Below are 21229 nucleotides of genomic sequence, written 5' to 3'. Positions count from 1 at the left end.
GCTCCGGATGCCTTCGGCGTCGTGGGCGGCCATGACTACAGGCCCAGGTCCCGCTTGGCGGCGACCTTGGAGGACAGGCCGTGGATCTGGACGAAGCCCTTGGCATTGGACTGGTCGAAGCTGTCGCCCTCGTCGTAGGTGGCGAGGTTGAAGTCGTACAGCGATTCGGCGCTGCGGCGGCCGTTGACGGCGATGTGGCCGCCGTGCAGGACGAGCCGGATGTCGCCGGAGACGTGCTCCTGGGTGTTCTGGACGAACGCGTCGAGCGCGTACTTCAGCGGCGAGTACCAGAGGCCGTCGTAGACCAGCTCGCTCCAGCGCTCCTCCACGCGGCGCTTGTACCGGCCGAGTTCGCGTTCGAGGGTGACGTGCTCGAGCTCCTGGTGGGCGTGGATGAGGGTGAGCGCGCCGGGGGCCTCGTAGATCTCGCGGCTCTTGATTCCGACGAGCCGGTCCTCGACCATGTCGAGGCGGCCGACGCCCTGGGCGCCGGCGCGGCGGTTCAGTTCCTGGATGGCCTCGAGCACGGTGACCGGTCGGCCGTCGATCGCGGTGGGCACGCCCTTCTCGAAGGTGATGATCAGCTCGTCGGGGGCCTGCCAGTTGAGGCTGGGGTCCTCGGTGTAGTCGTAGACGTCCTTGGTGGGGGCGTTCCACAGGTCCTCGAGGAAGCCGGTCTCGACGGCACGGCCCCACACGTTCTGGTCGATCGAGAACGGGGACTTCTTGGTGACGTTGATCGGCAGGTTGTGCTCGCCGGCGAAGGCGATGGCCTTCTCGCGGGTCCAGGCGTAGTCGCGGACGGGGGCGATGACCTCGAGGTCGGGGGCGAGGGCGCCGAAGCCGACCTCGAAGCGGACCTGGTCGTTGCCCTTACCGGTGCAGCCGTGCGAGACGACGGTGCCGCCGTGATCGCGGGCAGCCTTGACGATGTGCTTGACGATCAGGGGGCGGCTGATCGCGGAGACCAGCGGGTATCGGTCCATGTAGAGGGCGTTGGCCTGGACGGTCGGCAGGCAGTACTCCTCCGCGAACTCGTCCTTGGCGTCGACGACGACGGATTCGACCGCGCCGCAGTCGAGGGCGCGCTGGCGCACGACCTCCATGTCCTCGCCGCCCTGGCCGAGATCGATGGCGACGGCGACGACCTCCTTGCCGGTCTCCTTGCCGATCCAGCTGATGGCGACGGAGGTGTCCAGCCCGCCCGAGTAGGCGAGTACGACGCGATCGGCCATTGTGTTTGTGCTCCTTCTTGATTGAACTTGCGTCTATCGGTGCTCGGTGCGCGATCGGATCAGGCCAGGGATTCGATCTTCGCGGCGAGGTCGGCTCCGCTGAGGGGCTCGCGCGCGATCACCGCGATGGTGTCGTCGCCGGCGATGGTGCCGACCACTTCGGGTAATGATGCCCGATCGAGTGCGCTGGCCAGATAGTGCGCTGCTCCGGGTGGGGTGCGGAGCACGGCGATGTTGCCGCTCGAGTCGGTGGAGACCAGCAGTTCGCCGAGGAGGCGGGAGAGCCGGTCGGTGCCTCCGGACACGCCGCGGACGGGGCTCCCGTCCTCGGGGACGACGTACACTCCGGGCCCGCCGTCGGCGCCGCGGAGCTTGACCGCACCGAGCTCCTCGAGGTCGCGGGAGAGGGTGGCGTTGGACACCTCGATGCCTTCGGCGGCCAGCAGCGCGGCGAGTTCCGGCTGGCTGCGGATCGCGTGGGTGGCGACGAGCGCGGTGATCCGGGCCTGCCGGGCCGCGCGGGTCGGGGCCGCGGCGGCGCCGGCCGGTCCGGTGCCGCTCGACGGTTCGGCCACGCTGCTCACGGTTACCGTTCGCGCTGCTCGAGCAGCCACACGAGCAGCGCCTTCTGGGCGTGGAGGCGGTTCTCGGCCTCGTCCCACACCACCGACTGCGGTCCGTCCAGAACCTCGTCGGTGACCTCGTCGCCGCGGTGGGCGGGCAGGCAGTGCAGCACGACGGCGTTCGGGTCGGCGAGCGCGAGCAGCTCGGCGTTGACCTGGTACGGGCGGAAGGGACCGACGCGGTCGAGTCCGTCGTTCTCCTGACCCATGGAGGTCCAGGTGTCGGTGACGAGGGCGTCGGCGCCGGCGACGGCGACGCGCGGGTCCTCGGTGAGGGTGATCCGCGCCCCGGTTTCGGCGGCGCGGGCGCGGGCCGCGTCCACGACGGCGGGGTTCGGGACGAAACCGCCGGGGGCGGCGATCGTGACGTCGATGCCGGCGGTGACGCCGCCGAGCAGCAGCGAGTGCGCCATGTTGTTGGCGCCGTCGCCGAGGTAGGTCAGCTTCAGCCCCCGCAGCTCACCCTTGTGCTCGCGGAGGGTGAGCAGGTCCGCGAGGACCTGGCAGGGGTGGTACTCGTCGGAGAGGGCGTTGACGAGGGGCACGGTGGCGCCTTCGGCCATCGCCTGGAGCCGGTCCTGGCCGAAGGTGCGCCAGACGACGGCGTCGACGTAGCGGGACAGGACGCGGCCGGTGTCCTGCAGGGTTTCCTCGCGTCCGAGCTGGGTGGTGCGGCCGTCGACGACGACGGCGTGGCCGCCGAGCTGGGCGACACCCATCTCGAAGGAGAAGCGGGTGCGGGTCGAGTTCTTCTCGAAGATGACGCCGACGCCGCGCGGGCCCTCGAGGGGACGGGCCGAGAACGGCGCCTTCTTCAGGGCCGCGGCGAGGTCGAGGACCTCGGTCTGCTGCGCGGGCGTGAGGTCGTCGTCCTTGAGGAAGTGCTTCACCATGGGTCTAGTTTCCTTCCTGCTGGGCGGCGTCGAGCACGCAGGGCAGCGTCGCGACGAATCCGTCGGCCTGTTCCTGGGTGAGGATCAGCGGCGGCGCGAGACGGATGACGTCGGGGGCGGCGGCGTTGACGAGATAGCCGACGTCCCGGGCGGCCGCTTCGACGGCGGGTGCCTTGGTGTCGGTGAGGACGATGCCGAGCAGCAGGCCGGCGCCTCGGACGTGGTCGACGAGGGGGTGTCCGAGCGCTTCGATGCCGGTGGCGATGGACTTGCCGACGGCGTCGACGTGGGCGAGCAGGTCCTGCTCGTCGATGGTGCGCAGGACGGCGAGCGCGGCGGCGGCGCACACCGGGTTGCCGCCGAAGGTGGTGCCGTGCTTGCCGGGCTGGAAGAACTCGGCGGCCGGTCCGGTGGCGACGACGGCGCCGATGGGCAGGCCACCGCCGAGCCCCTTGGCGAGGGTCATCACGTCGGGCACGATGCCGACGGCCTGGTGGGCGAAGAACGTGCCGGTGCGGGCGATGCCGGTCTGCACCTCGTCGAGGACGAGCAGCGCCCCGCGTTCGGCGGTGATGCGGCGGGCGTGGGCGAGGTAGCCCTCGGGGGGCACGACGACGCCGGATTCTCCCATGATCGGTTCGAGGAACACGGCGGCGGTGTTCTCGTCGACGGCGGCGTCGAGGGCGTCCGCGTCGCCGTAGGGGACGAATTCGACGCCGGGGGGCATGGGTTCGAACGGGGCGCGCTTGTCGGGCTGGCCCGTGAGTGCCAGGGCGCCCATGGTGCGGCCGTGGAAGGCCTTCTCGGCGGCGATGATCTTGGGGCGTCCGGTGAGCCGGGCGAGCTTGAATGCGGCTTCGTTGGCTTCGGTGCCGGAGTTGCAGAAGAACGCCCGGCCGGGGTGCCCGAAGTGCGCGAGGAGGCGTTCGGCGAGTTCGACGACGGGTCCGCTGGCGTAGAGGTTGGACACGTGGCCGAGCGTGTCGAGTTGCGCGGTGACGGCCTCGCGGATGGCGGGATGGCGGTGACCGAGCGCGTTGACGGCGATGCCACCGAGCAGGTCGAGGTACTGCTTGCCGTCGGCGTCGGTGACGACGGCACCGTCGCCGGCGACGAGGGCGACCTTGGGGACGCCGTAGTTGTTCATCAGCGACCCGGCCCAGCGCTGCTGGAGTTCGGAGGTGCCGGTCATGAGGTGCCTTCCTGGGTGGGCTCGGTCGTCCGGGGGTGGGTGGGAGTGACCATCGTGCCGATGCCTTCCTCGGTGAGGAGTTCGAGCAGCACCGAGTGCGGCTGGCGTCCGTCGATGACGTGGGCGGTGGGCACGCCACCGCGGACGGCTCGCAGGCAGGCCTCCATCTTCGGGACCATGCCGGCGTCGAGGGACGGCAGCAGATCGGCGAGGGCGTCGGCGTCGATGCTGGTGGCGAGGGAACTGCGGTCGGGCCAGTCGGTGTAGAGGCCCTCGACGTCGGTGAGGACGACGAGCTTCTCCGCGCCGAGCGCCTCGGCGAGTGCGGCGGCGGCGGTGTCGGCGTTGATGTTGTGGACCACGCCGTCGGCATCGGGGGCAATGGTGGAGACGACGGGGATGCGACCGGCCGCGATGAGGTCGTGGACGGCGGCGGGGTCCACGGAGGTGACGTCGCCGACGAGACCGATGTCGGTGTCCTCGCCGTCGACGACGACCGTGCGGCGGGTGGCGGTGAAGAGGTGGGCGTCCTCGCCGGAGATGCCGACGGCGTACGGGCCGTGGGCGTTGATCAGGCCGACGAGTTCGCGGCCGACCTGGCCGAACAGCACCATGCGGACGACGTCCATCACCTCGGGGGTGGTGACGCGGAAACCACCGCGGAACTCCCCTGCCATGCCCAGTCGCTTCAGCATGGCGTTGATCTGCGGTCCGCCGCCGTGGACGACGACGGGATGGACGCCGACGGTGCGCAGGAACGCCATGTCGGCGGCGAAGGCGCGCTTGAGGTCGTCGTCGATCATGGCGTTGCCGCCGTACTTGACCACGACGATCTTGTCGCGAAACTTCTGCAACCACGGCAGGGCCTCGGCGAGGACGTACGCCTTCTGGTGGGCGGTGAGCTGCGCGATGGGATCGGTGGTCGTCTCGGTTCCGGTCATGACGAGTAGGCCGAGTTCTCTTCGACGTATCCGTGGGAGAGGTCGGTGGTGCGGATGGTCACCTCGGCGTCGCCGACGCCGAGGTCGATGTCGAGGGCGATGTCGGGGCCGGAGAGGTCGACCTCGCGGGCACCCGGGGCGCCGACACCGTCGATGCACACCGGGGAGCCGTTGAAGGTGACGGAGATGCGGTTCGGGTCGAGGTCGATCGGGGCGATGCCGATCGCGGCGAGGACGCGCCCCCAGTTGGGGTCGGAACCGAACAGGGCGGTCTTGACGAGGTTGTCGCGCGCGACGGTGCGCGCGCCGACGAGGGCGTCCTGTTCGGTTGCGGCACCGCGGACGGTGACGGTGACCCGCTTGGTGACGCCCTCGGCGTCGGCCATCATCTGCCCGGCGAGGTCGTCGCACACGGCGAGGACGGCGGCGTCGAGCTGCTCCTGGGTGGGAGTGATGCCGCTGGCACCGGACGCGAGCAGCAGCACGGTGTCGTTGGTGGAGGTGGAGCCGTCGACGTCGAGGCGGTCGAACGTCAGCCGGGTGGCGGCACGGAGGGCGCGGTCGAGTTGCTCGGCGGTGGCGACGGCATCGGTGGTGACGACGCACAGCATGGTGGCCAGGGCGGGGGCGAGCATCCCGGCACCCTTGGCCATGCCGCCGACGTTCCACTTGTCGGCGTGGTGCAGGGCCGCCTGCTTGGGCACCGTGTCGGTGGTCATGATGGCGTAGGCGGCGTCGGTGCCGCCGGAGATGCCGCCGGCGAGTTCGTGGACGATCTCCTCCACGCCGGCGAGGACCTTGCCCATGGGCAGCCGGTCGCCGATGAGTCCGGTGGAGCACACGGCGATTTCGCCCGCACCGGTCTCGGTGCCCCAGTTGCTGAGGGTTTCGGCGACCTTCTCCGCGGTGGCGTGGGTGTCCTGGAAACCGCCGGGGCCGGTGCAGGCGTTGGCACCGCCGCTGTTCAGGATCACCGCGCGCAGGGCCCCGGAGGTGAGGACCTGCTGCGACCACAGCACGGGTGCGGCCTTGATCTTGTTGGTGGTGAACACGCCGGCGGCGGTCAGCTCCGGGCCCTCGTTGAAGACCAGCGCGAGGTCCGGGTTGCCGGAGGCTTTGATGCCGGCGGGGATGCCCGCGGCGCGGAACCCGGCGGGCGACGTGACGCCCTGGGTGCGGATCAGGCGTCCGCCGGCGATGTCGACGGCGTCGGCGTAGAGGTGCTCGTCGGTGGAGTGTCTGTCGATGCTCACGGGGCGACTCCCACGGTGGACAGGCCGGCGGTCTCGGGCAGGCCGAGTGCCAGGTTCATGGACTGCACCGCCGCGCCGGCGGTGCCCTTGGTCAGGTTGTCGAGCGCGGCGATGGCGACGAGGACGCCGGCGTCGGGGTCGACGGTGACGGCGAGCTGCACGGCGTTGGAGCCGAGCACCGCACCGGTGGTGGGCAGCACCCCTGCGGGCAGCACCTGGACGAACGGCTCGTCGGCGTAGGCCTTCTCGTACACGGCCCGGGCCTCGTCGGCGGTGGCCGTGGTGGGGGCTGTGCAGGTGGCGAGGATGCCGCGGGGCATCGGCGCCAGCACGGGGGTGAAGGAGACGGTGACGGCGGCGTCGGTCAGGGCTGCGAGGTTCTGCTTGATCTCGGGCGTGTGCCGGTGTGCTCCGCCGACGCCGTAGGCCCGGACCGAGCCCATCACCTCGGAGCCGAGGAGGTCGACCCTGGGGGACTTGCCGGCGCCGGAGGTGCCGGACACGGCGACGACCTGGACCCTCGGCTCGACGATGCCGGCCGCGACGGCGGGGGCCAAGGCGAGGGTGGCCGATGTGGGATAGCACCCGGGGACCGCGATGCGGGTGGCGCCGATCAGGTGCTCGCGCTTGCCGGGCAGCTCGGGCATGCCGTAGGGCCAGGTTCCTGCGTGGTCGCCGCCGTACCAGCGCTGCCAGTCGGCCGGCTCGGACAGACGGAAGTCGGCGCCGCAGTCGATGACGACGGTGGTGTCGGGCAGTTGCTCGGCGATGACGGCGGAGTGGCCGTGGGGCAGACCGAGGAACACGACGTCGTGGCCGGTCAGGGTGTCGAGATCGGTGGCGCCGAGGATGCGGTCGGCCAGCGGGAGCAGGTGGGGATGGAACTCGCGGAGCGTCGCGCCGGCGTTGCCGCCGGCGGTGAGCGCGCCGACGACGAGCCGGCCGTCCTGGTAGGCGGGATGACCGAGAAGCAGGCGCAGGATCTCGCCGCCCGCGTACCCGCTGGCCCCTGCGACGGCGACCCGAATCGGTGACTGTGCGGTCGCCGTGAATTCCGGTGAGTTACCCATACGATTGATTATGCATCATCATGCAACTTCATTCATACGGGTGGGTCGGACCGGACCGGGTCAACCCTCGGCCAGGGAGCGGCGGATCTCGGTCAGCTTGTCGGCGGCGGCGCGTCGGCGCTCGTCGAACTGCTCCTCGAGCGTGCGCCCCGCCGCGCTCTCGCGGGCGAGTTCCTCCGCACCGATCGCAGTGCCTGCGCGGCGTTCGATCTTCTCCCGGACCGAGTCGAACGTGGGCACTCCGGCCGAGGTGTAACCGGAGGACTCCCCCTCGGCGGGGGTCACGTCCGGCCCGGCCGGGGACGGCGGGACGTCCGGCACCGACGGCGAGCCCGGTTCCGCCGGTGTCACGTCCGGGACGGACGGAGAACCGGGCTCGGCCGGCGTGACGTCGGGCACGGGAGTGTCCGGAGCGTCGGGGTCGGGCGATGACGGATCCGTGGTCATGCTCCCAGGCTACGTCCGCAAGCGCGGATCAGTGCCGCAGTTCGGCACCGACGGCGGCGGACGCCGACGCGACGGCGGCGGCGCGGGCGGCGCTGGCCTCGTCCTCCGTGAGCGTGCGGTCTGCCGCCCGGAACCGCAGCGCGAAGGCGAGCGACTTGCGGCCCTCCCCGACCTGCGCCCCCTCGAACACGTCGAACAGGCGAATGTCCTCGAGCAGTTCGCCGCCGCCCGCGCGCAGCGCTCCCTCGACGTCGGCGGCCGGGACCTCCCTGGCCACGACGACGGCGACGTCCTGCAGGACGGCGGGGAACGGGGAGACCTCGGGCGCCGGCAGCGACTCCACGATCGGCAGCGCGTCGAGTTCGAGTTCGAAGGCGCACGTGCGGGCGGGCAGGCCGCCGCGCTCGAGCACCGCGGGGTGCAGCTCGCCGGCGTGGCCGACGACGACACCGTCGACAAGCAGCTCCGCGCAGCGGCCCGGATGCCAGGGCAGGTACTGCGCCGCGCGACGCTGCAGCCGCACCCCGGCGGCTGCCGCGACGGTCTCCGCCGCGGCGAACGCGTCGGTCGCGTCCGCGGGCCGCCCCGGGCCCCACGGCCCGGCGGGCTCCCGCAGGCCGCACAGCACCGCCCCGACGTGGACGGGCTGCGCGGGCAGCGACCCCTCGAGCAGCGCGATCTGCTCGTCGGTGGGGCGACGGTCCACCGGCAGCGGCGGTACCGGCCGGGTGTCCGGTCCGGGCAGGACGACCTGCGCGATCGCATAGAGCGACAGGTCGCGCTGACCTCGGGAGACGTTGCGGGCGAGCACCTCGAGCAGGCCGGGCAGCAGCGTCGTCGCCAGCTCGGGGCGGTCGGCCTCGAGCGGGTTGAGAACGGTGGTGGTGGTGCGGCGAGGGTCGTCGGCGTCGAGCCCCCACGTGTCGAACACGTGCGCCGGCAGGAAGACGGGGGCGAGCACCTCGACGTGGCCGTCGGCGGCCAGGGCGCGGCCCACGGCGCGGCGCCGTTTCTGGCTCGGGGTCAGTCCGCGGCCGGCGGGGGCGGAGGGAAGCACGGACGGGATCTGCTCGAGCCCCTCGAGCCGCAGCACCTCCTCCACCAGGTCGGCCGGCTGGCGCAGGTCGGGTCGCCACGTGGGCGGCGTGACCACGAGCTGGCCGTGCCCGTCCGGGCCGACGCCGACCTCGACGCCACATCCGATCTGGGTGAGCCGGCGGGCGGCGGTGCCGGTCGGGTAGGTGACCCCGGCCGTGCGGTCGGGCAGGTCGATGTCCATGCGGATCGAGACCGGCTCGACGGGGACGGAGATGTCGGTCAGGACCGGCTCGACGCGGCCACCGGCGATCTCCACGAGCAGCGACGCGGCCCGGTCCAGCGCCGGCAGCGCCACTTCGGGGTCGACGTTGCGCTCGAACCGCTTGCCCGCCTCGCTGACCAGCTTGTGGCGCCGCGCGCTCCGGAACACGGCCAGCGGATCCCAGGTGGCGGCCTCGAGGAGGACCTCGGTGGTCGTGCCGCTCACCTCGGTGGCGACGCCCCCCATGATCCCGGCCAGGGAGATCACGCCGGAGTCGTCGGTGATGACGACGTCCTCGGGGTCGAGGTCGCGTTCGATGCCGTCGAGGGTGGTCAGTTTCTCCCCCGCCTTCGCGCGCCGCACGACGAGCTCACCCTGGAGGGTGGCGGCGTCGAAGGCGTGCAGCGGCTGGCCGAGCTCGAGCAGCACGTAGTTGGTCACGTCGACGGCCGGGGAGATCGGGCGGATGCCGGACAGCAGCAGCCGCCGCTGCAGCCACCACGGGGACACGGCCTTGGGGTCGATGCCGCTGACCTTGCGGGCGGCGAAGCGGGTGGCGCCGGTCTCCGGCTCGAGCCGGATCGGGTAGGTCTGGCCGCCGTCGGCCGGATTGGGCACGACGTGCGCAGGGTCGGCGAACTCGAGGTCGAAGCCGCACGCGAGTTCGCGGGTCAGGCCCCGCAGCGAGAAGCAGTAGCCGCGGTCGGGGGTGATGTTCAGCTCGATGACGGTGTCGCCGAGGCCGAGCAGGTCGTTGGCGTCGGTACCCGGGTCGGCGGTGCCCTCCTCGAGGACGAGGATGCCGGAGTGGTCCTTGCCGATGCCGAGTTCGGCGACGGAGCAGATCATCCCGTCGGAGACCCTGCCGTAGGTCTTGCGGGAGGCGATGGCGAAGCCGCCGGGCAGCACCGCGCCGGGCAGCGCCACGACCACGAGGTCACCCTCGGTGAAGTTGCGGGCGCCGCACACGATGCCGCGCGGGGCGTCCTCGCCCACCTCGACCTGGCAGAAGCGGATGGGCTTCTTGAACTCGGTGAGCTCGGTGATCTCGAGAACACGGCCGACGACGAGGGGGCCGTCGAGGCGCTCGAGGATGTCGACCTCCTCCACCTCGAGTCCGACCCGGACGAATCCCGCGTCGAGTTCCTCGGCAGTGACGTTCCACTCGGGGGTGGCCCGCTGCAGGATCTCGGTCAGCCAGGACTGCGCTACTCGCACTTGTGCTCAGCTCTTTCGGTCGGTTCGGTGGTCGGATCTCGGGTCGGGGGCGTCAGCCCTGCACGCCGAAGGGCAGGGTGAATCGGACGTCACCCTCGACGATGTCGCGCATGTCGGAGATGCCGTTGCGGAACTGCAGGGTCCGTTCGAGGCCCATCCCGAATGCGAAGCCGGTGTACTGGTCGGGGTCGATGCCGCTCGCGCGCAGCACGTTGGGGTTGACCATGCCGCAGCCGCCCCATTCGACCCAGCCGGCACCGCCCTTCTTGTTCGGGAACCACACGTCCACCTCGGCGGACGGCTCGGTGAACGGGAAGTAGTTGGGGCGCATCCGGGTGCGGGTCTCGGGCCCGAACAGGGCGCGGGCGAACGCGTCCAGGGTGCCGCGCAGGTGGGCCATGGTCAGGCCCTTGTCCACCGCCAGGCCCTCGATCTGCGAGAACACCGGGGTGTGGGTGGCGTCGAGTTCGTCGGTGCGGAAGGTGCGGCCGGGGCACACCACGTAGATCGGGATGTCGCGGTGCAGCATGGTGCGCACCTGCACCGGCGAGGTGTGGGTGCGCAGCACCTGCCGTGAGCTCTCCGGCGCGACGTGGAAGGTGTCCTGCATCGTGCGGGCGGGATGGTCCGGCAGGAAGTTCAGCGCGTCGAAGTTGAAGTGCTCGGTTTCGACCTCCGGGCCCTCGGCCACCTCCCAGCCCATGCCGACGAACACGTCGGCGATCTGGTCGGAGATGATCGTGATCGGGTGCCGCGCGCCGGTAGGCCGGCGGTTTGCGGGCAGGGTGACGTCGATGGCCTCGGCGACAAGGACCGCGGCGTCGCGCTCGGCGAGGAGCTCGGTGCGGCGTTCGTCGAAGGCCGCGGTGACCGCGCCGCGGGCGGCGTTGACCTGCTTGCCGGCGTCGGCGCGCTGGTTGCCGGGCAGGCCGCCCAGGGCGCGCTTGGCGAGGGAGACGGGGGCCTTGTCGCCGAGGTGGTCGATCTTGGCCTGCGCGAGCGCGTCGAGGTCGGTGGCGGCGGCGAACGCGGCCAGCGCGGCCTGCGTGGACGCGGCGAGCGACTCCTCGCTCAGGGCGCTCGGATCGACTGCCGGCGGGGTGCCGCCCTCATTCTTGGCCACGACCGGTGCAACTCCTTCTTCGGGCGAACGGTGGGTGTGGTGCCACGTTCGGCGTCGAACGGATCGCGCCAGCGCAGCACCCGAATCCTAGGCGATGGCCGGGCCGCGCTAGGGCACGGCCCTGTCGGCGCGATGCTGCACGCGGGCGCTTGCGTACAGGCAGATCGACGCGGCGGTAGCAAGGTTCAACGATTCGGCGCGGCCGCGGATGGGGATGCGCACCCGGTGGTCGGCCCGCGCCGCGACCGCCGGGTCGAGGCCGTGCGCCTCGTTGCCGAACAGCCACGCCGTGGGGGCGGCGAGCAGCTCGTCGGCCTCGTCGAGATCGACCTCGCCGTCGGCGGCGGTGGCGAGCACCTGGAGTCCGGCGGCGGCGAGCGCGGCGAGGACGGTGCCGGTGTCGCGTTCCCGGGCGACCGGGAGGTGGAACACGCTGCCCGCGGAGGCGCGGACGCACTTGCCGTTGTGCGGGTCGACGCTGTCGCCGGCGAGGACCACCGCGTCGGCGCCGACGGCGTCGGCCACGCGGATGACGGTGCCGGCGTTTCCGGGCTCGGCGATCTCGACGGGCACGGCGAGCAGCCGCGGCGCCGGGGTCAGGGCCCGGGCGAGCGGCACGTCGAGCAGATCGCACACGGCGACGATGCCCGGCGGGGTGACGGTGTCCGACAGCCGGGCGGAAGCGCGCTCGGTGACGGTGGAGACCGGCACCCGTCGGCGCCGGGCGGCGTCGAGCAGATCGTGATAGCGGGCGGCGGCGGCCTCGGTGACGAACACCTCGTGTACGACGGCGGTCGCGAGGGCCTCGCCGACGGAGTTCTCGCCCTCGGCGAGGAAGCGGCCGGCCTTGCGGCGGTCCGAAGTGCGCAGGAGTTTGACAGCAGAAACGACCCGTGGGGTGCGCTCGGTGAGCGGGTCCACGGGTCGTTCCTGTGCTGGTCGGTCGTTCAGCGTCGTCTCGGCGTTCGGCGCTGCGCTCAGGCGGCGTCGGCCGGCGCGTTGACGTCGGCGGGCAGCGCGGCCTTGGCCACGGCGACCAGGCCGGCGAACGCCTCGGCGTCGGAGACGGCGAGCTCGGCGAGGATCTTGCGGTCCACCTCGACACCCGCGGCCTTCAGGCCCTGGATGAAGCGGTTGTAGGTGATGTCGTTGGCGCGGGCCGCGGCGTTGATGCGGCTGATCCACAGCTTGCGGAAGTCACCCTTGCGCGCGCGACGGTCGCGGTAGGCGTAGGTCAGCGAGTGGAGCTGCTGTTCCTTGGCCTTGCGGTACAGACGCGAGCGCTGCCCGCGGTAGCCCTTGGAAGCCTCGAGAATCGAACGGCGCTTCTTCTGGGCGTTGACGGCCCTCTTCACGCGTGCCACTGATATGTCCTGTCAATCTCGGGGGGCAGTCGATCGCCCCCGGGGGTCGGTCGGGGAAAGAAGCTCAGATGCCGAGCATGCGCTTGACGCGCGGGGCGTCGACGTCGGACACGGCGGCCTTGCCGTCGAGGCGACGCGTCACCCGGGAGGACTTGTGCTCGAGCAGGTGGCGGCGGCCGGCCTTCTGGCGCAGGATCTTTCCGCTGCCGGACACCTTGAATCGCTTCGCGGTGCCGCTGTGGGTCTTCGACTTGGGCATGGGGTCCTCAGTTCGTCGGGGATTTACTCGTGTTCGTCCGGCTTGCGCGCAGCGGCCGGCCGGGCGGTGAGCCCGGTCGACCGGCGGAGCTACGCGGTGCCGTCGCCTGCCGCGGGCTTGTCCGCGGCAGGAGCCGGCCTGGCGACGGAGGCCTGAGCGGTCTCCTGCGCCTTGGCGCGGGTCTTGGCGCCCTTGTGCGGGGCCAGGACCATGGTCATGTTCCGACCGTCCTGCTTGGGGGCGGTCTCGATGAAGCCGAGATCGGCGACGTCGGCGCCGAGGCGCTGCAGCAGCCGGAACCCGAGCTCGGGGCGGGACTGCTCGCGGCCGCGGAACATGATCGTCACCTTGACCTTCGACCCGGCCTCGAGGAAGCGCACCACGTTGCGCTTCTTGGTCTCGTAGTCGTGGTCGTCGATCTTCGGCCGGAGCTTCTGCTCCTTGATCACGGTCAGCTGCTGGTTCTTGCGCGACTCGCGCGCCTTCTGGGCAGCCTCGTACTTGAACTTGCCGTAGTCCATGATCTTGCAGACCGGCGGACGGGCGTCAGGGGCCACCTCGACCAGATCGAGATCGGCTTCGAATGCCAGGCGGAGTGCATCTTCAACACGCACGATTCCGACCTGTTCCCCACCCGGTCCGACGAGTCGGACCTCGGGAACTCGGATGCGTTCGTTGATGCGGGTCTCAGCGCTGATGGGGCCTCCTAGGTAGAGCGGTGCGGTCCGGGTGACCGCGCCGCAGCACATGGGGCCGACTTCCGACGAAAAACCCCGCCGACGGTGCTTGCGCACCGGGCGGGGTCCGAATACCGACCGGCCCGACGGACCCCACGACACGAAGGTCGTGCGCTCTCGTCCCCCGATCACTCGGGGCGCACGCTCCCCGGATATCCCGGTGGGCGGCGGACCGGACCACTGAGCGAAGGTCATGACCAGGTCATGTGCCGCACAGAGGTGGGAGTCGGACTCCACTTTGCTGCCCACGCGCAGAGCACGCGGACGGTCGTGATTCACAGCCTAGCAAACTTCGGGCCGTCGATCGAATCGCCGGCCGCGGCCCGACCCGCCCCCGTGGCAGCGAGACGCGGGTGGGATCGTGGACCCATGACCGACACCCCCGATCCGACCGTGACCGGTGACGTCCGGCACCTGGGCGAGATCCCGGCCGTCGAGGTGATCAGCCGCGCCGCCGTGATGCTCATGAGTTCCGCCGCCGAGAAGCTCGGCCTGGCCGACGAGGATCCCGAGGCCGGCACCCACCGCGACCTGGACGAGGCACGCCGGGTGATCACCGCCCTCGCCGGGCTGGTCACCGCGTCCGTGGAGTACCTCGGTCCGCACGCCGGGCCGCTGCGCGAGGGGCTGCAGGCGCTGCAGCGGGCCTTCCGGGAGGCGTCGGCCTACCCGGACGAGCCGGGCAAGGGCCCGGGCGAGAAGTACACCGGCCCGGTCTTCTGACCCGGCCTCGGCCGGGCCGGTCTCAGCGCAGCGGCACGCCCGGTTCCTCCCAGGCCCGCAGGCGCCGCAGCAGCGAGTCCTTCTTGCGCTGATGGTCGGCCATCCGGCCCAGCACGTCGCCGAGAAATCGCACCGCGTGGTCGACGTACGGGCCCTTGTTGAGCATCACGCACTCGGCCCGGCCGGACGCCGCGGCGTCGGTGATCTCCGCGCGCGACGGCCGGCCGGTCCGGGCGAGAGTGTCGAGGACCTGCGTCGCCCAGATCACCGGGACGTGCGCCGCCTCGCACACCCACAGGATCTCCTCCTGCACCTCGGCCAGCCGGCCGTAACCGGCCTCGACGGCGAGGTCGCCGCGCGCGATCATCACCCCGACCCGCGGCGAGTGCAGGGCTGCGAACAGGATGGACGGCAGGCTCTCGAACCCCGCCACCGTCTCCACCTTGAGGATCACCCCGAGCCGCGCGCCGCCCAGCTCGGCGAGCCGGTCCTGCAGGCGCGCAACGTCGACGGCGCTGCGCACGAAGGACAGGCTCACCGCGTCCGCGTGCGCGACCACGAACGGCAACCGGTCCAGGTCCTCGTCGGTGAGCGCCGGCAGCCGCAGCTCGGTGTCGGGCAGATTGATGCCCTTGGCCGTCCCCAGCCGGGAGCCACGCAGGTCCGCGTCGGTGATGCGGATCCGCAGCCGCTCCGGAGCGGCCTCCTCGACGATCCCCCCGATCCGGCCGTCGTCGAAGAAGATCCGGTGCCCGATCCGGGTGTCCTCGAACACCCGGGGCAGGGTGCAGCCGATGCGGGGCGGGAAGGCGTCGGGGTCGGCGGGTGTGAGATCCGGATCCAGGATCAGCTCGTCGCCGACGTGCAGGGTGAGCCTGCGTTCGCGCGCGGGGAGGGCCGCGACGGCGGTGGCGTCGCCGCGCGCGGTCAGCCGGGTGCCGGGCACGAGGTAGGCGGTGTCGGTCAGCTCGGTGCGCACGTCCCCGGCGGCGGTGCCGGTGACGACCAACATGCGCTTGGAGCCCCGGGTGTCGCGGAAGGCGATGCGGTCGCCGGGCCGGCGCCGGGCCAGCCACAACTCGTCGGTGACGGGGACGACGACCTCGCCCGCGGCGGCCGGGCAGCCCGGGCGGGTGAGGCGCACCTGGACGGGTGCGACGGTGCGGCCGAGCGCGTCCCGTTCGGGTTTGGCGTGCACGACCGCGGGACCGGGCGCGACGGGACCCGTGCGCAGCTTCGGGCCGGCGAGGTCCATCGTGACGGTGACGTGCCGGCCGTGGGCCCGTTCGGCGCGGCGCACGTGGTCGATCATGGCGGCCCACGCGTCCGGCTCGTCGTGCGCGCAGTTGATCCGGACGAGTTCGGCGCCGGCGCCGACGATGCGGTCGACGAGTTCGGCGTCGGTGGCCGCCTCGCTCGGCAGCGTCACCATGATGCGGGTCCGGCGGCCGCCGTGGACGGGACCGAGCAGTGCGGTGGCGTGGCGTTCGAGCAGGCGCTCACCGGTGACGAAATCGACCGGACAGGGTCGGGCATCGATCTCGGGCAGGTCGGCGAGGCTGCCCACGGCCCGGCGTACCGCGTCGACGGAGGCCAGCACGTGAGCCTCGGCGCGTCCCAGGGACGAGAGCCCCCACGCGGCGAGGTCGGACTGCAACTCGCGGATGTCCCGGCGGCGCAGGGCGACGTAGTGCGCCAGGTTCTCCGCGCCGGCGCGGTGCTCGGGGTGGGCCTGCGCCCAGCGCTCGTCGGCGTCCGCGGCGGCGACGAGGCCGTCCCGCAGCTCGTCGAGCGCGGCGGCGAGGGCCGCGAGGTCGCCGTGCGCACCGGTCATGCGCCCACCGTAGGGGCGCGGAGTTTCGCGGGGTTTGCGCCCGGTTGAACAATGTCGTTCCTGCGGGCGACCGTGTCGGTGACCCGCGCCGCCCCCCGCATCCCCGAGGATGGGTGTCGTGGGTGCACACGTGGTCCTTGTTCCCGGATTCTGGCTCGGCGCATGGGCATGGGAGGGCGTCGCGGAGGACCTGCGGGCGCGTGGGCACAGGGTCGACGCCCTGACTCTGCCCGGGCTCGGGTCCGTGCGGACCGACCGCTCCGGCGTCACCCTCGACGACCACGTCGGCGCCGTCGTGGATGCGGTGGCGGGCGGTGCGATCCTCGTCGCGCACAGCGGCGCCGGCCCGGTCGCGTACGCGGCGTCGGACCGGGTCCCGAGGGACGTGGCCTGCCTGGTGTACGTCGACTCCGGTCCGTTGCCGCACGGCACCGCGCTGCGCCCCGACCTCGACGCCTCGGAGGTCGAGGTCCCGCTGCCGCCGTGGGCGGAACTCGAAGCCGACGGCAACAGCCTCCAGGGACTGGACGAACCTGTGTTGCGGCGGTTCCGGGAGCGGGCGGTGCCGCATCCGGCCGGTCCGGCGCGGACTCCGCTCGCCCTGCGCGACGACGCCCGCCTGGCGGTGCCGACCACCGTCGTGTGCAGCAGCTTCCCGTCCGGGGCGGTCCCGCGGATGACCCGGTCGGGGCATCCGGTGGCGTCCGAGCTCGGCCGGTTGACCGACGTGGAGTACGTCGACCTGCCGACCGGTCACTGGCCGATGTGGTCCCGTCCCGCCGATCTCGCGGCGGCGATCGACGCGGCGGCGATCGATACGGCGGGGCGCCACTGACGCGGTCGCTCGCTACCGGTCCGCGGCGAACCGATCCCGGACGAACGCTGTGACGTCGGACAGGGACGCCCGCATCGTCTCCAAGTGCCCGACGGGATACGACCGGAACACGAACCGCTCACCGGCCGCGGTCAGGTCGGCGACGAGCTTGAACGTGAACGGCGCCGGGGTGACGGTGTCCGTCAGGCCCTGGCCGAGGAACAACGGACGGTCGTAGCCGCGGGTGGGGATCTCGAGCATCTCGCGGGCAGCCGCGACGAGGGCGGGATCGTCGGTGCGTCGCGCCAGCAGGTCGCCGATCGACAGATCCCCGAACTCGGCCGCCGCCTCCTGGTAGCACAGGTCCTCCAGCCGGGCGAGGACCTCGCGGCCCCGCGGGCTGAGGAAGCGGTCGACGTCGACGTCGGGGCGAGTCGCGCGCATCCCGGCCAGCAGGTAGGCGATGAACACGGTGGTGCCGGTCAGCGGTAGCGGCGGAAAGCGCGGGTCACCGAACGGCACGAGGTGCTCGATGTTCGACGGCACGCCGAGCGCGACGGCGCCGCGGTAGTCGAGCTCGGGTGCGTACCGGGTCGCGCGGGAGGCCGCGACCATCGCGGCCTGGCCGCCCTGCGACTGGCCGAGTGCGACCCAGCGCGACCCGAGGGACGGTTCCACCGTCCGCGCGGCGCGCACCATGTCGATCAGGGCGTGGGCCTCCGACGGCCCGTCGAGGTAGGCGTGGAGGCCGGGGGTGCCGAGACCGGTGTAGTCGGTGGCGACGACCGCGTATCCCTGGGCGAGCCAGTGCGCCAGGTATCCGTTGTCGATGCGGCCGTCGACGGTCGGGGCGCACCGGTCCGCGATCCCGACCGCGCCGTGTCCCCACGACACCACCGGCCAGCCGCCGGTGGGCGCGGCGCCCGACGGCACGAAGACCGCGCCGGTGCTCAGGGCCGGCACCCGCGGGGTCCGGTGGTGCGGTAGGTGACCACCGACGCGGCGGACGAGCCCGGCAGCCACCACTGCCTCGGCAACGGATCGACCCGGACGACGGTGCCCGGCGGGTCGGTCTCGCTGCCCGCGGGCCGGGCCGCCGCGACCCCGGCCGTGAGCAGCATCGCCAGCACGAGCGCGGCGACGACCCCACGGACACGACCACCGGAGAACGTCCGTGCCACCCGATCCCCCTTCGCGGTCCGCGGCGCGTCGACGCCGGCTCAGCTCGCGGCCGCCACCTTCCGCGGCGCGCGCTTGCGCGCCGGCTTGCGGGCGGGCGCGGGCTCCTGCGCGACGGACTCGGCGAGCGCCTCGCGCAGGAACGTGCCGGTGTAGCTGCCTTCGACCGCCGCGACGTCCTCGGGCGTGCCCTGCGCGACGACGGTGCCGCCGCCGGAGCCCCCCTCGGGGCCCATGTCGATGATCCAGTCCGCCGTCTTGATCACGTCGAGGTTGTGCTCGATCACGATCACCGTGTTGCCCTTGTCGACGAGCCCGTTGATCACGCCGAGCAGCTTGCGGATGTCCTCGAAGTGCAGACCGGTGGTCGGCTCGTCCAGTACGTACACGGTGCGGCCCGTCGACCGCTTCTGCAGCTCCGCGGCGAGCTTGACGCGCTGCGCCTCGCCGCCCGAGAGGGTCGGGGCCGGCTGACCCAGGCGCACGTATCCGAGGCCCACGTCGACGAGGGTGCGCAGGTAGCGGTGGATCGAGGTGACCGGCTCGAAGAACTCGGCGGCCTCCTCGATGGGCATGTCCAGCACCTCGGCGATGGTCTTGCCCTTGTAATGCACCTCGAGGGTCTCGCGGTTGTAGCGGGCCCCGTGGCACACCTCGCACGGCACGTACACGTCCGGCAGGAAGTTCATCTCGATCTTGAGCGTGCCGTCACCCGAGCAGGCTTCGCACCGGCCGCCCTTGACGTTGAACGAGAACCGGCCCGGCTGGTAGCCGCGCACCTTCGCCTCGGTGGTCGCGGCGAACAGGGTGCGGATCTTGTCGAACACGCCCGTGTAGGTGGCCGGATTCGAGCGCGGGGTGCGGCCGATCGGCGACTGGTCCACCTGCACGAGCTTGTCGAGCTGGTCGAGCCCGTTGACGCGCGTGTGCCGGCCGGGCACCTGCCGCGCGCCGTTGAGCTTGTTGGCCATGACCGTCGCGAGGATGTCGTTGACCAGGGTCGACTTGCCGGATCCGGAGACACCGGTGATCGAGGTGAGCACGCCGAGCGGGAACGCCACGTCGATGCCGCGCAGGTTGTTCTCGCGGGCGCCGACGACGGTGACCTGACGCTTCCGGTCCACCGGCCGGCGCTGCTCCGGCACCTCGATCCGCTGACGTCCGGACAGGTACGCGCCGGTGAGCGACTCGGTGCACTCGAGCAGTTCCTTGTAGGGGCCGGTGTGCACCACGCGACCGCCGTGCTCGCCGGCGTACGGTCCGATGTCGACGACCCAGTCCGACGCGCGGATGGTGTCCTCGTCGTGCTCGACGACGATCAGTGTGTTGCCCAGATCACGCAGCCGCGTGAGGGTTTCGATGAGCCGGCGGTTGTCGCGCTGGTGCAGGCCGATGGACGGCTCGTCCAGGACGTACAGGACACCGACCAGACCCGAGCCGATCTGGGTGGCGAGCCGGATGCGCTGCGCCTCCCCGCCGGACAGGGTGCCGGCCGCACGGGACAGCGTGAGGTATTCGAGCCCCACGTCGAGCAGGAACCCGAGACGTGCCTGGATCTCCTTGAGCACCTGCCCGGCGATGGCCTCTTCCCGCGCCCCGAGGGTCAGGGCGTTCAGGAACTCGGCGCACTCGGCGATGGACAGGTCGGAGACCTCGGCGATGGACTTGTGTCCATGCTCGCCCGCGGCGATCGTCACCGCCAGGATCTCCGGACGCAGCCGCGCACCCTCGCATGTGGGGCACGGGATCTCGCGCATGTACCCGTCGTAGCGTTCCTTCATCTGCTCGGACTCGGTCTGCTCGAGCCGGCGGTGCAGGAACGGCATCACGCCCTCGAACTCGGCGTAGTACGACCGTGTCCGGCCGTACCGGTTCTTGTAGCGGACGTGGACCTGGTCCGGGCTGCCCTCGAGGATGGCCTTGCGGGCCTTGGCCGGCAGCTTGTTCCACGGGGTGGACATCTCGAAGCCCATGATGTCGGCGAGCCCGGACAGCAGCCGGGTGAAGTACTCGGAGGTCTGCCCCATCGACCAGGGCGCGATCGCACCGTCCTCAAGGCTGAGTTCCGGGTCTGGCACGACGAGCTCCGGGTCGACCTCCTTCCGGATGCCGAGGCCGGTGCACTCGGGGCAGGCGCCGTACGGGGAGTTGAACGAGAAGGACCGGGGTTCGAGTTCGTCGATGGACAGGGGGTGCCCGTTCGGGCAGGCGAGCTTCTCGGAGAAGCGGCGCTCGCGGTCGGCGGCGTTCTCGTCCCGCTCCACGAAGTCGAGGACGACGATGCCCTCCGCCAGGCGCAGCGCGGTCTCGATCGAATCGGTGAGCCGCTGCTTGGCACTCGCCTTGACGGCGAGGCGGTCGACGACCACCTCGATGTCGTGTTTCTCCTGCTTTTTCAGCTTCGGCGGATCGGTGAGCGGATAGACCACTCCGTCGACCCGCACGCGGGCGTACCCCTGCACGGTCAGCTGCTCGAACAGGTCGACGAATTCACCCTTGCGGGTGCGCACGACCGGCGCGAGCACCTGGAATCGGGTGCCCTGCTCCATCTCGAGGACCTGGTCGACGATCTGCTGCGGCGTCTGCCGGGCGATCTGCTCCCCGCACTGCGGGCAGTGCGCCGTGCCGGCGCGGGCGTAGAGCAGGCGCAGGTAGTCGTAGACCTCGGTGATGGTGCCCACCGTCGAGCGTGGGTTCCGGTTGGTGGACTTCTGGTCGATGGACACCGCCGGCGACAGACCCTCGATGAAGTCGACGTCGGGTTTGTCCATCTGGCCGAGGAACTGGCGCGCGTAGGCGGACAGCGACTCGACGTAGCGGCGCTGTCCCTCGGCGAAGATCGTGTCGAACGCCAGGCTCGACTTGCCCGACCCGGACAGGCCGGTGAAGACGATCAGGCTGTCACGCGGCAGATCCAGGTCGATCCCCCGCAGGTTGTGCTCCCGCGCGCCACGCACGATCAGGCGATCCGCCACGCCACGTCCCTCCTCGTCGGATCCCCGCCGGTGGGCGGTCGGATCCGCT

Annotated in this window: 18 protein-coding genes and 1 pseudogene; 2 read left to right on the top strand and 17 right to left on the bottom strand. The window is 71.7% G+C overall.

Features of this window, described 5'->3' with window-relative positions; genetic code table 11:
* Nucleotides 1-35: 35 nt before the first annotated feature.
* The 14 genes from G6038_RS18775 to infC all read right to left on the bottom strand — a co-directional run bounded on the left by G6038_RS18775 (nt 36) and on the right by infC (nt 13667).
* Nucleotides 36-1235 carry an argininosuccinate synthase gene (locus G6038_RS18775; RefSeq protein ID WP_006936483.1) on the bottom strand — a complete coding sequence of 400 codons (1200 nt, stop codon included), beginning with the start codon at nt 1233-1235 and terminating at the stop codon, nt 36-38.
* Between the two features lie 59 nt (nt 1236-1294).
* Nucleotides 1295-1810 carry an arginine repressor gene (locus G6038_RS18770; RefSeq protein ID WP_165039310.1) on the bottom strand — a complete coding sequence of 172 codons (516 nt, stop codon included), beginning with the start codon at nt 1808-1810 and terminating at the stop codon, nt 1295-1297.
* An 11-nt stretch (nt 1811-1821) separates the two neighbouring features.
* Complete coding sequence (gene argF, locus G6038_RS18765) at nt 1822-2751, bottom strand: ornithine carbamoyltransferase (protein ID WP_165039309.1); 930 nt, start codon at nt 2749-2751, stop codon at nt 1822-1824.
* 4 nt (nt 2752-2755) lie between these two features.
* A complete protein-coding gene (locus tag G6038_RS18760) occupies nt 2756-3943 on the bottom strand; it encodes an acetylornithine transaminase (protein ID WP_165039308.1) in 1188 nt (395 codons plus the stop codon).
* A complete protein-coding gene (gene argB / locus G6038_RS18755) occupies nt 3940-4884 on the bottom strand; it encodes an acetylglutamate kinase (RefSeq protein WP_165039307.1) in 945 nt (314 codons plus the stop codon). Before argB ends, G6038_RS18760 begins: the two co-directional genes overlap by 4 nt.
* Nucleotides 4881-6137: a bifunctional glutamate N-acetyltransferase/amino-acid acetyltransferase ArgJ gene (argJ, locus tag G6038_RS18750; RefSeq protein ID WP_165039306.1), complete on the bottom strand. Its 1257-nt coding sequence runs from the start codon at nt 6135-6137 to the stop codon at nt 4881-4883. The genes argB and argJ overlap by 4 nt, the downstream gene beginning before the upstream one ends.
* Nucleotides 6134-7207 carry an N-acetyl-gamma-glutamyl-phosphate reductase gene (gene argC / locus G6038_RS18745; RefSeq protein WP_165039305.1) on the bottom strand — a complete coding sequence of 358 codons (1074 nt, stop codon included), beginning with the start codon at nt 7205-7207 and terminating at the stop codon, nt 6134-6136. The genes argJ and argC overlap by 4 nt, the downstream gene beginning before the upstream one ends.
* 60 nt (nt 7208-7267) lie before the next feature.
* Nucleotides 7268-7654 carry a hypothetical protein gene (locus tag G6038_RS18740; RefSeq protein WP_165039304.1) on the bottom strand — a complete coding sequence of 129 codons (387 nt, stop codon included), beginning with the start codon at nt 7652-7654 and terminating at the stop codon, nt 7268-7270.
* Nucleotides 7655-7682: 28 nt separating this feature from the next.
* Nucleotides 7683-10172: a phenylalanine--tRNA ligase subunit beta gene (pheT, locus tag G6038_RS18735; protein WP_165039303.1), complete on the bottom strand. Its 2490-nt coding sequence runs from the start codon at nt 10170-10172 to the stop codon at nt 7683-7685.
* A gap of 52 nt (nt 10173-10224) precedes the next feature.
* Nucleotides 10225-11295, bottom strand: a complete 1071-nt coding sequence (gene pheS, locus G6038_RS18730) for a phenylalanine--tRNA ligase subunit alpha (RefSeq protein ID WP_165039302.1) — start codon at nt 11293-11295, stop codon at nt 10225-10227.
* A gap of 108 nt (nt 11296-11403) precedes the next feature.
* Entirely contained in the window at nt 11404-12216 is an 813-nt protein-coding gene (locus tag G6038_RS18725; protein ID WP_165039301.1) for an RNA methyltransferase, read from the bottom strand.
* A 56-nt stretch (nt 12217-12272) separates the two neighbouring features.
* Complete coding sequence (rplT, locus tag G6038_RS18720; RefSeq protein ID WP_003937964.1) at nt 12273-12659, bottom strand: 50S ribosomal protein L20; 387 nt, start codon at nt 12657-12659, stop codon at nt 12273-12275.
* 64 nt (nt 12660-12723) lie between these two features.
* Entirely contained in the window at nt 12724-12918 is a 195-nt protein-coding gene (gene rpmI / locus G6038_RS18715) for a 50S ribosomal protein L35 (RefSeq protein WP_006936506.1), read from the bottom strand.
* Between the two features lie 89 nt (nt 12919-13007).
* Nucleotides 13008-13667 (bottom strand): translation initiation factor IF-3, encoded by a 660-nt coding sequence (gene infC / locus G6038_RS18710; RefSeq protein ID WP_029543898.1) that lies wholly within the window; start codon nt 13665-13667, stop codon nt 13008-13010.
* Between the two features lie 357 nt (nt 13668-14024).
* Here infC and G6038_RS18705 point away from each other — a divergent pair, with 357 nt between their 5' ends.
* Nucleotides 14025-14378, top strand: a complete 354-nt coding sequence (locus G6038_RS18705; protein ID WP_165039300.1) for a DUF1844 domain-containing protein — start codon at nt 14025-14027, stop codon at nt 14376-14378.
* A 22-nt stretch (nt 14379-14400) separates the two neighbouring features.
* Here G6038_RS18705 and G6038_RS18700 read toward each other — a convergent pair whose 3' ends face one another.
* Nucleotides 14401-16212, bottom strand: coding sequence for a pyruvate kinase (locus G6038_RS18700; protein WP_165039299.1), 1812 nt, complete (start codon nt 16210-16212; stop codon nt 14401-14403).
* A gap of 118 nt (nt 16213-16330) precedes the next feature.
* Between G6038_RS18700 and G6038_RS18695 the strand changes: the two genes are divergently transcribed.
* Complete coding sequence (locus G6038_RS18695) at nt 16331-17047, top strand: alpha/beta fold hydrolase (RefSeq protein ID WP_165039298.1); 717 nt, start codon at nt 16331-16333, stop codon at nt 17045-17047.
* Nucleotides 17048-17059: 12 nt separating this feature from the next.
* On the opposite strand, the pseudogene G6038_RS18690 reads toward G6038_RS18695, so the two are convergent.
* Both G6038_RS18690 and uvrA read right to left on the bottom strand, forming a co-directional pair.
* Nucleotides 17060-18147, bottom strand: a pseudogene (locus G6038_RS18690) (lipase family protein).
* 99 nt (nt 18148-18246) lie between these two features.
* Nucleotides 18247-21180 (bottom strand): excinuclease ABC subunit UvrA, encoded by a 2934-nt coding sequence (gene uvrA, locus G6038_RS18685; RefSeq protein ID WP_165039297.1) that lies wholly within the window; start codon nt 21178-21180, stop codon nt 18247-18249.
* Nucleotides 21181-21229 lie beyond the last annotated feature (49 nt).

The organism is Rhodococcus sp. 14C212 (genome assembly GCF_011058195.1).
Lineage (GTDB): Bacteria > Actinomycetota > Actinomycetes > Mycobacteriales > Mycobacteriaceae > Rhodococcus > Rhodococcus aetherivorans.
The sequence above is the reverse complement of the archived record's forward strand: the minus strand, read 5'-3'. Positions and strand labels throughout refer to the sequence as shown.

Excerpts from the sequence above, each read along its gene's own strand:
- G6038_RS18775 (WP_006936483.1), bottom strand. The coding sequence starts at position 1,235 with ATGGCCGATCGCGTCGTACTCGCCTACTCGGGCGGGCTGGACACCTCC.
- argF (WP_165039309.1), bottom strand. The coding sequence starts at position 2,751 with ATGGTGAAGCACTTCCTCAAGGACGACGACCTCACGCCCGCGCAGCAG.
- G6038_RS18760 (WP_165039308.1), bottom strand. The coding sequence starts at position 3,943 with ATGACCGGCACCTCCGAACTCCAGCAGCGCTGGGCCGGGTCGCTGATG.
- argB (WP_165039307.1), bottom strand. The coding sequence starts at position 4,884 with ATGACCGGAACCGAGACGACCACCGATCCCATCGCGCAGCTCACCGCC.
- argC (WP_165039305.1), bottom strand. The coding sequence starts at position 7,207 with ATGGGTAACTCACCGGAATTCACGGCGACCGCACAGTCACCGATTCGG.
- G6038_RS18740 (WP_165039304.1), bottom strand. The coding sequence starts at position 7,654 with ATGACCACGGATCCGTCATCGCCCGACCCCGACGCTCCGGACACTCCC.
- rpmI (WP_006936506.1), bottom strand. The coding sequence starts at position 12,918 with ATGCCCAAGTCGAAGACCCACAGCGGCACCGCGAAGCGATTCAAGGTG.
- infC (WP_029543898.1), bottom strand. The coding sequence starts at position 13,667 with ATGTGCTGCGGCGCGGTCACCCGGACCGCACCGCTCTACCTAGGAGGC.
- G6038_RS18705 (WP_165039300.1), top strand. The coding sequence starts at position 14,025 with ATGACCGACACCCCCGATCCGACCGTGACCGGTGACGTCCGGCACCTG.
- G6038_RS18700 (WP_165039299.1), bottom strand. The coding sequence starts at position 16,212 with ATGACCGGTGCGCACGGCGACCTCGCGGCCCTCGCCGCCGCGCTCGAC.